The organism is Sorangium sp. So ce295, assembly GCF_051527405.1.
In the GTDB taxonomy this organism is placed as follows: domain Bacteria; phylum Myxococcota_A; class Polyangia; order Polyangiales; family Polyangiaceae; genus Sorangium; species Sorangium cellulosum_B.
Window position 1 is genome coordinate 10,532,242 of record NZ_CP150324.1, and the last position, 10,738, is coordinate 10,542,979.

The window sequence follows — 10,738 nt, forward strand, 5'->3', positions numbered from 1 at the left end:
GCGGCGCGCCCGGACGGCGGCGACGCGGAAGGCGGGACAATGGCGAAGCGCGATTACCTCAAGATCACGGACACGACCCTGGCCGAAGCGCACCGCGTGCTCAGGCTCGCCGCTCGCCTGAAGGAGGAGCCGAAAGGGCGGCGCACGACGATGCTCGCCGGCCGGGCCATCGCGGTCGTCCTGGAGAAGGCGAGCACGCGCACGCGCGTGTCGTTCGAGGTCGGCATCGCGCAGCTCGGCGCCCAGCCGGTCGTGCTGAGCACCCAGGGCAGCCAGCTCGCCCGCGGCGAGCCGATCCGCGACACGGCGCGCGTGCTCGCCCGGTACTGCGACGCGATCGCGTTCCGCACGTCGTCGACCGCGCGCCTGCTCGAGATGGCGGAGGCGAGCGTGCCGGTGATCAACGCGCTCTCGGACGACGGCCACCCGGTGCAGGTGCTGAGCGACGTCTTCACGATCCAGGAGGCGCTCGCGGCGAACGGGGACAGGAGCGGCATCGCCGGCCGGCGCATCGCGTTCCTCGGCGACTGCGCGAGCAACATGGCGCGCTCGTGGCTCGAGGCGGCGCAGCTCTTCGATTTCCACCTCGTGCTCGCCGGGCCCGAGGGGTACATGCCGCCCGCGGACGAGGTCGAGCGCGCGCGGAAGACGGGCCACGTCACGATCACCCACGACCCGCGCGAGGGCGCGGCGGGCGCGGACGTGGTGAACACGGACGTGTGGGCGAGCATGGGACACGAGGCCGAGGCGGAGAAGCGCCGCGCCGCGTTCGCCGGCTGGACCGTGGACGCCAAGGTGATGGCGAAGGCCGCGCAGCACTCCATCGTGCTGCACTGCCTGCCGGCGCACCGCGGCGAGGAGATCGACGACGAGACGCTCGAAGGGCCGCGCTCGCGCGTGTGGGATCAGGCCGAGAACCGGCTGCACGTGCAGAAGGCACTCATGCTGTGGCTGCTCGGCGTCGAGCTCGCCTAGAGCGGCCGCGTGCGGCGCGGGGTCAACCGAGGAGGGCGCCGCGCCGGGAGCGGGCGGGGGGCCCGTCGCCGCCCGAGCGGCCCGTGAGGTCCGCGACGACCTGCACCAGGTCGGCAGGGTCGATCGGCTTGGCGATGTGCTTCTGGAAGCCGGCCGCCAGCGCCCTCCTCCGGTCCTCGATCCGGGCATAGGCGGTCAGGGCCACGGCGGGGATACGCCGGATCTCGTCCCGGCCCGCCGCGCGGAGCTGGTGGATCAACGCATAACCGCTCTCCCCCGGCATACCGATGTCGCTGAGCAGGACATCGGGCCTCAGCCGCTCCAGGACGCTCATGGCCTCGCTCGCCGAGCCGGCCGTTGTGACCCGCGCGCCCGCTCCCTCCAGCAAGAACGCGATCATCTCCCGGGCGTCCGGCTCATCCTCGACGACGAGGACGTGAACGCCGAAGAGCGGCGATGGCTCCCCGCTCCGCAGCGGGGCGCGCCCCGGCGCGGACGGCGTCCCCTCGTGCGCGGCGGAGGGGGCCACGGGCAGGGGGAGCGTCACCGTGAACGTCGCTCCTCCCCCCTCGCCCGGGCTCTCCGCCTCCACCGTGCCGCCGTGCAGCTCGACGAGGTGGCGGACGATCGCGAGCCCCAGGCCGAGCCCGCCGTGAGCCCTCGTCGGGGAGGAGTCGCCCTGGCGGAAGCGGTCGAACACATACGGCAGGAACGACGTGGTGATGCCCTTGCCGTTGTCCGTGACCGAGATCGCGACCTGGGCGTCGCTCCGCCCCACCCGGACGGTGACAAGCCCTCGCTTCGGGGTGAATTTCACCGCGTTGGAGAGCAGGTTCCACATGACCTGCTGGAGGCGATCCGGGTCGCCGCACACGTGGCTGAGCCCCTCGCCCGGCTCGACGCGGATCTCGATCTCCTTCGCCTTCGCCGTCGGCGTGATGGTGTCCACGGCGGCCTCGATGACCGCCGCGAGATCCACGGCGATCGTGCGGAGCCGCAGCTTGCCCGTGATGATCCGGGAGACCGTCAGGATATCGTCGACGATCTGCGCCTGCGCGTGGGCGTTGCGCTCGATCGACGCCATGCCCTGCTTGACGCGCTCCGGGGCGAGGCCCTTGTCCTTGATCAGCCGCGCCCAGCCCAGGATCGCCGTGAGCGGCGTCCGCAGCTCGTGGGAGACCGTCGCGAGGAACTCGTCCTTCATGCGGTTCGCGTCCTCGGCCCGGATGCGGTCCTTCTCCGACTGGGCGAGCGCCTGCTGCTCGCGGCGGAGCAGCTCCGTGCGCTCGTGCTCGAGCTGCTTCAGCTCGGTGATGTCGACGACGGCGCCCGTCAGGAACAGCGGGGAGCCGTCCCGATCGGCGACGATGCGCCCGCGATCGTGGACCCACCGGATCGACCCGTCGGCGCGGACGACGCGGTGGATGATGTCGTAGATGCACCGCTCGTGGACGCTCCGCTCGTGCATGGCCATCACCGCCTCGAGATCGTCCGGGTGGACGCGGCTCATCCAGTCGCCCATGGGCTGCGTCGTCTCGCGCTCGTCCAGGCCGAGGATGCGGTTCAGGCTCGCGTCCCTCGTGTCGTGCCGCGTCTCCAGGTCGACCCGCCACGTGCCCACGTCCGCCGCCCACGTGGCCAGCCGGAGCCGATCCTCCCGGTCCTGGAGCGCGCTCTCGATCCGGAACCGCTCGCTCAGGTCGACCGCCGATCCGACCATGCGGATCGCCTTGCCGGACGCGTCGCGGAGCACCGCCCCGCGATCGAACACCCGGGCGACGGAGCCATCGCCACGGTACACGCGGTACTGCGCCGACCAGGTGTCGGCGTCGCCGCGAAAGAGCTCCTCGAAGCCGCGCACCACGCGGTCGCGATCCTCGGGCAGCAAGCGGCTCATCCACCAGGCGCCTGTCCGAGCCGTCTGCTCGGGAGCATAACGGAAGACCTCGTAAAACGTCTCGTTGTACTCGACCCGATCCGTCCGGATGTCCCAGTCCCAGATCGGGTCCCTGATCGCTCGAGCGAGGAGGCGATAGCGCTCGTCCCGTGCGTCCGCTTCCAGGCGCGCGTGGGGCTCCCCGGCGCCTGCGCGCGCGGCGCCATCGGCGAGGCCTGCGAGCGCGACCGCGGCGTGATCGGCGAGCGCCTCGAGCAGCCAGGCATCCTCGCCGGAGGCCGGGGCGCCCCGCTCGACCGCGAGCACGCCAGAGACACGGCCGCTGACGATCAGCGGCGCGGCGGCGACGTGGGTCGCCCCGTCCAGCGCTCGCGCCATCCCGTCGTCGGCGCTCGGGAGCGGGCGGCCGCAGAGCTCGGCGAGCAGCGCCGGATCGAGCCCCAGCGCCGCTCGCACGACCGGACGGCCGTCCTCGTCGTCCAGGATCAGGACGGCCCTGCCGGAGCCGCTCAGGCGCGCCGCCGCGGAGAGGACGATCTCTTGAATCGCGGGCGCCGAACACGCGGACGCGAGCGCGCGGCTGGCCTCGGTCAGCGCGCGGATCTGCGAACGGTGCCTCTCCTCGTGTTCGATCACAGGCAGACGACCCTCGGATCCAGCAGGGGGGTGCTCTCGCGGACGATGGGTGTACATCCCTGACCAGATCAGCCGGGCACGCTCTTGGAATACGGCGCCACCACACCAGAGCACGAGCAGGCGGTATGCCTCTTGCGGCCCAGTCATAGGAGCGCCTGGACATGCGCGCCAGCCAAGCCGCAGGCGATCCGGCGCAGAAAACTTGGCCCGGTATCCCGATTCCTGAGCAAACCCGCGCAGCGTGGATTTCCGCGACATGCCGCCCGAGCTCCTCCTGGCCGTGGCCGGCGCGGCGCTCGCCTTCGGGCTGGTCCAGACGCTCCGGCTCGCGTGGAGGCGCGCATGGCAGCGGCGCCGGCTCTCGCGGTGCCGGGAGCAGGGCGCCGCGGGAGAGGTCCGCGCCGAGGCGCTCCTCCGCGAGCTCGGCTACACCATCGTCGGCCGGCAGGTCGCGGTCTCGTACGGAGTCCAGATCGACGGCGAGCCGGTCAGCGTCGGTCTCCGCGCCGACTACCTCGTGGCGCACGGTCCCAGGCGGTATGTCGCCGAGGTGAAGACAGGCCGGCTCGCGCCGCGCATCGACACGCCCGCGACGCGGCGGCAGCTGCTCGAGTACCGCGTCGCGTTCGACGTCGACGGCGTGCTCCTCGTCGACGCGGAGTCGCGGCGGGTGCGCTCGGTGGTGTTCCCGCTCCCCGCCGGCGCCGCGGCCGCGTCACCGTTCGGCGCGCGCCTCGCGTGGGTCCTGGCGGCCATCGTGGGGGGCCTCGTCGCGGCGATGGCCGCGCGCTCCGCGGGGTGACGCGGGCGCGCGGCGGGCCAGGGCGCGGCTCGCGGACGGCCCGCGGCGCGCCCCAGGGCGAGGCCTACGGGCGGCTCGCGGCGCGGCGCGCGCGGCGCCTGCGGCCGGCGAGCAGCAGGAGACCGAGCCCGAGCAGGCCGACCCTGGCCGGCGAGGCCTCCGAGGTCGCGCCCGCGCGGCACGCGCAGGACGCGTCGGGCTTGTTGCCGCCCGTGCCGCCGCCGCTCGCGCCGCCGGAGCCGGAGCCGGGACCGGAACCGGAGCCGGTCGTCAGATCCACCGGATCGTCGAGCCCCACGTCGGGTCCGCTCGACCCGCTCGCGGCGGAGGCGGCGCCGCCGTGGACCACCGGCTCGCCGCAGACCCCGTTGACGCACGGGGCGTTGCCGGGGCAGACGGCGCCCGCGCACGCGTCGGCGCAGCTCCCGGCGACGCAGACCTGCCCCTCGGCGCACGTCTTTCCCTCGCAGCCGGCGTCGACGCAGCGACCGTCTTGCGGCGCGCACACCTTGCCGGCGGGGCAGGTGCGGCACCCGCAGTTGGACTGGCAGATGCCGCGCTCGCAGACCGCGCCCTCCTCGCACTCGATGTGGGCGCAGAGATCCACGCACCGCCCGAGCTGGCACTCCTGGTTCGCGGGGCAGACGACGCCGTCGCACCCGCCCACGCAGTTGCCGCCGACGCAGATCTGGCCGCCTGTGCACTCCTTGTCGACGCACGCCGGCTCCACGCAGAAGCCGTCGTCGTTGCAGACGAGGCCGAGGTCGCAGACCACCTCGCCGCGCCCGCAGTACGGCACGCACGACCCGCGGTTGCACACGAAGCCCTCGTTGCAGAGCCCCTCGCCGTTATCGACCTCGCCGTCGCAGTCGTTGTCGATGTTGTCGCAGGTCTCTTTCTGCTCGCCGGGCTCGAGCACGGGCAGACACTCGACCTCGCCCTCGGTCGCGCAGCCCGTCCTGCCCACGGCGCACGCGCCCTGCAGGCCCGTGTCGCAGACCTCGCCGCCGCCTTTGCAGGTCACGCCCGTGATGTAGTAGACGAAGTCGTTGAAATCGCCGTCGTTCTCGTACCCGCCCTGGTTCCCCTTCCAGCTCGTCGCGGTCACGGGCAGGTCCTCGAAGGCGACATAGAACGCGTCGGGCTCGGCGGTCGACGTGTAGATCAGCGTCGTCACCCACGGCGCGTTCGGCGTGCAGCTCGTGCAGACGGTGTTCAGCTCGCGCTGCGAGAACTTCGTCTGGGTGCAGTAGGTGCCCGCCTTGCCGATCAGCGCGAAGCCGACCAGGCCGCCCTGGTACCGCCGATCGCTCCGGATGTCCGCCGCCGAGAACTGCCGCGGCGTCCAGCCGTGCTGCCCCGTCTGGGTGGTCTCCATCGTGGCCAGCGGGCAGAAGTCGTCGTCGTCGCAGTCGAACGCCGTTGAGGTGTCCGCGGGGATCAGCTCGTAGATCTGGTTGTCCGGCGGGCGCACGCCGCTCGCGGTCGCGTTGTACCAGCCGAACGCGACCTTGCACCCGCCCCCGCGCAGCACGAGCTCTCCCGAGAACCCGCAGAGCGGCGAGAAGACACCTGGCTCCGTGCTCGCGTCGGCCAGCGGATCGATGTCTTCGTCCCGGTGCATGAAGAGCCCTTCAAGCGTGACAGCGTCCTCCTCGAAGCCCCGGCTCCTCACGAGGCCAAGCTCGGCCTCCTTGACCGCCGTGGGCAGGCGCGTGCCATCCAGCTGCGTCACAGCAGCGCTCGCGGGCACGGCCCCCACGAGCGGGGCAAGCGATAGGAACAAGGAAAACGCGGCTCGAGCCGCGCGGCGGCGAGGCGTCGTGAGATAAGGCGTTTGCGGCATGAACACCACTCTACACCTCCCGAGGAGACCAGGGTGGATGAGATTACACATCTCCACACCGCCAGAATTATGCAGCACGGTTGTTCCTGCGTCGCGGCGCGCGGCCGCTTTGACGCACGCCGTCACCACGGCGCATGGAGTTGATCTGACATTGAGTCGACCGTCAGCGGTTTCCGGCGCCGCTCCACCTCGCGCCTGGACAGGCCTCCTCGGGCGCTGCGCGGACGACTGCGGCGGAATCGGCACAATGGCGCAATGAAAGAGGGGAGCAATGAACCGACGGCGCGCGCAATGAAACAACCAGCAGCGCGGCCGGGCTACGCAGCGACGCTCCCGGCGCGGGGTGTTGCCCGGGTGTGATAGGCTCGCGCGGTCAGGCTGCGCGTTTCCACCGCCACCGTATGACCAAGAAATCGCTCCGCGTCTATTTCATCGCCCACCACGATGGCCGCTTCACCGGCATCCTCCTGCGCACGTGGGCATTCCTCTTCGATCGGCCGGCGCCGTCCGCCTATGGCGCCTCCGAGGACGAGGTGCTGCGCGCGATCGAGGTCGAGCTCCACGCGAGGCTGGCCACGGACGAGGACGATCTCGATCGCTACCTGTGGGACGAGTCGTTCGAGGTCCGCTCGCTGGACGTCGATGTCCACCCGCAGACCACGGTCAAGCGGACGGCCGTCGTCGGCCGGCGCCAGATCCCGCTGCGGCTCACGTACCTCGCGAGCAAGCTCGCCGAGGGCGGCGTCCGCGTGATGCTCCCCCGCTTCGGCTGGTCCGTGGTCCTCGAGGATCTCTCGATCGCGCCCGACGTGCTCCGCCAGCTCGTCACGAGCGCGCTGCTCGGCGAGTCCCCGCGGTCGCTCTTCGATTTTCGCCGGGAGGGAGACGAGTACGTGCGCCCGTGGTCGCCGCGCCGGATGGAGCGCGCCGGGCGGAGCGCTCGGCGCCCGGAGGACGAGCGCCCCACGCTGCACGCCGTCTCCGAGGATCTCGTCGAGAAGGCCGCGCGCCAGCGGCTGCCGCTCGCGGTGGGCGAGTCCGAGGAGCTGGAGCAGGCGCTGCCGCTGTTCGACGCGGCGCGCGCCGCGCACGGCGCGCGCGCCACGTCGATGCCGTCGATCCTGCTGGTGGGCGGCCCGGGCGTCGGCAAGACGACCTGGGTCCACCGGCTGGCGCGGCGGTTCGCGGCGTGGCGAAGGGACAAGGCGCGCGCGGGCTCGCCGGGCCTGTTCAGCACGTCGGCCGACAGGCTGCTCGCCGGGATGAAGTACCTCGGCATGTGGCAGGCGAGGTGCCTGAAGCTCGTGGGCGAGCTGTCGCACGAGGGGGATCTGCTCCACGTCGGCGCGCTCCTGCCCCTGCTGCGGCCGCAGCCGGACGGCGCGTCGATCGGCGACGTGTTCCTGCCGGCGCTCCGGACCGGGGAGGTGAGCCTCATCGCGGAGTGCACCGAGCCGGAGCTCGAGGCGTGCCAGCGCCGCGCGGCCTCGCTCGTGGGGTGCTTCCAGATCGTCCGGCTGCGCGAGCCGGACGCGGCCGCGGTGCCGGCGCTGCTCGCGGAGTACGAGGCGCGGAAGGACACGCGCGTCCGGCTGCACCCGGCGGGCAAGAAGCGGCTGGTGCAGCACCTCGCGATGTTCCGGCGCGACGTGCTCTTCCCCGGCAAAGCGTTCCGCTTCTTCGACTGGCTCGCTCAGGAGGCCGGTACGCGGGCCGGCGGGGAGGCGGAGGCGGCCGGAGCGGCGCCTTCGCGCGTGCTGTACCCGCGGGACGTGTCCGAGGCCTACGCGCGCCATTCGGGGCTGCCGATCGAGCTCATCGCCGACGAGATCCCCGCGAGCGCCGAGACGATCGCGCGCGGGCTGAAGCGGCGCGTGATCGGGCAGGACGAGGCGTGCGACACGGCGGCGCGGGTGCTGGCGCGCTTCAAGGCCGGGATGAACGACCCCGAGCGCCCGTGCGGCACGCTGCTGTTCGTCGGCCCGACCGGCGTGGGCAAGACGGAGCTCGCGAAGGAGCTCACGCGGTCGATGTTCGGCGACGAGGGGCGGATGATCCGGCTCGACATGAGCGAGTACAGGCTCCCGGGCTCGTCGGCGCGCCTGCTCGCGGCGGGGCCGGACGCGACGACGCTCGCGCAGCGCGTGCGGCAGGAGCCGCTGTCGCTCGTGCTGCTCGACGAGATCGAGAAGGCGCACCGCGAGGTGTTCGACCTCTTGCTCGCGATCCTCGGCGAGGGGCGGCTGACGGACGAGGACGGGCGCCACGTGGATTTCCGGATGGTGCTCATCGTGATGACCTCGAACCTCGGCGTCGCCGACCGGGCGCCTGTCGGCTTCGGCGGCGACGACGAGCGCGCCCTGCCCCCGGGCGCGCGGCGCGCGGCGCCGGCGGGCGTGCGCGAGCACTTCCGGCCGGAGTTCGTGAACCGCATCGACCACGTCGTGCAGTTCCGGGGCCTCGGGCGGGACAGCGTGCTCAGGATCGTCGATCTCGAGCTCGCCAAGGCCGAGGCGCGCACCGGGCTCGTGCGGCGCAACCTGAGGCTCCGTGTGCTGCCCGAGGCGCGCTCCTTTCTGGCCGAGGCGGGGTTCGATCCGAGGCGCGGGGCGCGGCCGCTGAAGCGGGTGATCGAGGAGCGGGTGATCACGCCGATCGCGGCGCGCATGGCGGAGGATCCGGCGTGCAGGGATCGAGAGGTCGTGGTGGCGGGCGGGGGCGCGGGGCTCGAGGTGCGGTTCGGGTAGACGAAGGGGGGGAGCGGCGGTCGGCCGGCGCTCAGCCCGCTTCGATGGGCTCGTCGGGCGCGGCCCCGGGCTCCTCGTGCAAGATGGCCCAGACGAACTCCGGGATGAGCGCGAGCGAGTGCGGGTCCTGTGTGACGCCGATGAGCCCGCTGATGAGCTCCAGGGCGTGCTCCTGGCGGTGCGCGTCGACGAGCCGCAGCGGCGCGCTCGCCAGCGCCGGCGGGAGCCGAGCCAACCCCGGCCCCTGCGGCTCCGCCAGCGCCAAGAGCGGGTTGCGCCGAGCATCCGCCGCCGTCCACCGCTCGAGCCAGTCGTCGAGGTGTGTATTCGGGACGAAGTGATCTGCGGGCCACGCGCGGAGGTAGGGGAAGAGCACGTGAATCCAGCCGGTGAGCTCGTCCGCCGCGTTCTCGTACCGGAAGAAGGCGCGCCAGAACGCCGGATCCGGGGGCTTTCGCCCCTCCGCCGAGGCGACGATCTGGTCCAGCACGGGCAGGAGCGCGCGGGTCCAGCGCTCCGCGCCGACCGGTCCGAACGCTTCCGCGCGCTGCCGCACAGAGCGCCAGTCATCCGCCGTACCCATCAGGTAGATGCGCGGGATTCCGGGTGTCGGAAACACCATGTCGGCCGGGAACGGCGGCTCCCACTCGAAATGCGGCGCGAGCGGGGTTGTCACCGTGAGCTCCGAGGCCACCCGCTCGACCGGCCCTGTCGTCGAGAAGGCGGCTGCCAGGAGCTCCCTTAGCTCGCCGACCTGCGCTGCGGTCTGGGCGGAGAGCTCCGAGAACGTGATGGGCCACGGGTTCACCTGGCCGAGCGTGAAATCAGGCCGGTCGAGCGTCAGCTCGAAATCGCGGTCCTCCCGGATGAACTTGCGCCGCTGCGCCTCGTTCGAGGCGATGTGGAGCGTGAGCCCGCGCGCCAGGCAGAGCCATATCACGTCGGGCGAGAGCACGAGCGGATAGCGCTGGGTGAAGGCCATGTACGCTGCCTGGACGAGCGGATGTACGTCCGTGCACCCGACGAGCGGCAGGCGATGGCGGTAGGCGGCCTCGATCGGCGAGACGAGCAGGCTCTGCACCGAAGCTTCTTCGTCGAACGCAGGCAAGGGCGCCGTCGAAGGCGCGACCCCGGCAACGTCGATCGTCGTGACGCTCATGGCTCCTCGTCCTCCTGGCCCTGCGCAACGGCTTCATGGGCCAGCGCTGCCGTAGATAGAACCTCGTACACAAGCGCGCCGCGCGAGACAACTCGCACCGGCGGCAGCCGCGCAGCGGGCTCAACCTTGGAATCGCCTCGGCAGCACCTCGACCTCGTCGGGCGCGCCGACGCACGGCCGTGCGTCAGATGCGTGAGCGGAGAGGCAGCAAACGCTCACCCACAGCGGAACATTCCGGCAAAACTGACACATCAGTGCGTGCAATCAGAGCGCCAGGTTACCTGCTCGGCGGACCGACCGCAATCGCGAGGCTTGTCGCCACGTCGCCCTGGAGGCATGCGCGGATTCGGTCCCAGGGGACCGCCACGATGGCGCGAAGGTGCGGGCATCTCCCGGTCCACAAGGCGGATCCGGAGAGATCGCTGCTGGCCGAGCAGGGTGACATGGCACCGCATATCCCGCCTCCAGGCGAGGAGCGAGGCGCTTGGCAGCGCATGAGTTTCGCGTCATTCATGGCGCATGCCCTCCTCGCGCAGCTCCTCGCGCAGCCGTTCGCCTTCGCCGTCGAAAGCCACAGGTGTCCGCTCGGGGCTGCGCGCCCAGGTAAAGAGCGCGGGCAATTTCGCGCATCCCCTGACCGACGGCGGCAGCACGTCCAGCAGCACGGCCGCGCCCA

The 10,738-nt window shown here is 72.1% G+C and carries 7 protein-coding genes; 3 read left to right on the forward strand and 4 right to left on the reverse strand.

The features are described from left to right. The first annotated feature begins 39 nt into the window (after positions 1-39). The gene (gene argF / locus WMF11_RS40010; protein WP_437545024.1) at positions 40-975 is read left to right on the forward strand and encodes an ornithine carbamoyltransferase; all 936 of its coding nucleotides are present in this window, start codon (positions 40-42) and stop codon (positions 973-975) included. A 22-nt stretch (positions 976-997) separates the two neighbouring features. On the opposite strand, the gene WMF11_RS40015 is transcribed toward argF, so the two are convergent. Next, positions 998-3,508, reverse strand: coding sequence for a PAS domain-containing protein (locus tag WMF11_RS40015; RefSeq protein WP_437974545.1), 2,511 nt, complete (start codon positions 3,506-3,508; stop codon positions 998-1,000). A 256-nt stretch (positions 3,509-3,764) separates the two neighbouring features. On the opposite strand from WMF11_RS40015, the gene WMF11_RS40020 reads away from it, so the two are divergent. Then, positions 3,765-4,310: a hypothetical protein gene (locus WMF11_RS40020; protein WP_437545026.1), complete on the forward strand. Its 546-nt coding sequence runs from the start codon at positions 3,765-3,767 to the stop codon at positions 4,308-4,310. Between the two features lie 64 nt (positions 4,311-4,374). Here the strand turns inward: WMF11_RS40020 and WMF11_RS40025 are convergent, their stop codons facing one another. Then, positions 4,375-6,045, reverse strand: coding sequence for a hypothetical protein (locus WMF11_RS40025; protein WP_437974546.1), 1,671 nt, complete (start codon positions 6,043-6,045; stop codon positions 4,375-4,377). A 512-nt stretch (positions 6,046-6,557) separates the two neighbouring features. On the opposite strand from WMF11_RS40025, the gene WMF11_RS40030 reads away from it, so the two are divergent. Beyond that, complete coding sequence (locus tag WMF11_RS40030) at positions 6,558-8,903, forward strand: AAA family ATPase (RefSeq protein WP_437974547.1); 2,346 nt, start codon at positions 6,558-6,560, stop codon at positions 8,901-8,903. Between the two features lie 31 nt (positions 8,904-8,934). Here the strand turns inward: WMF11_RS40030 and WMF11_RS40035 are convergent, their stop codons facing one another. Further along, positions 8,935-10,062 carry a DUF4419 domain-containing protein gene (locus WMF11_RS40035; protein ID WP_437974548.1) on the reverse strand — a complete coding sequence of 376 codons (1,128 nt, stop codon included), beginning with the start codon at positions 10,060-10,062 and terminating at the stop codon, positions 8,935-8,937. Between the two features lie 506 nt (positions 10,063-10,568). Continuing rightward, positions 10,569-10,727: a hypothetical protein gene (locus tag WMF11_RS40040; protein ID WP_437974549.1), complete on the reverse strand. Its 159-nt coding sequence runs from the start codon at positions 10,725-10,727 to the stop codon at positions 10,569-10,571. Positions 10,728-10,738 lie beyond the last annotated feature (11 nt).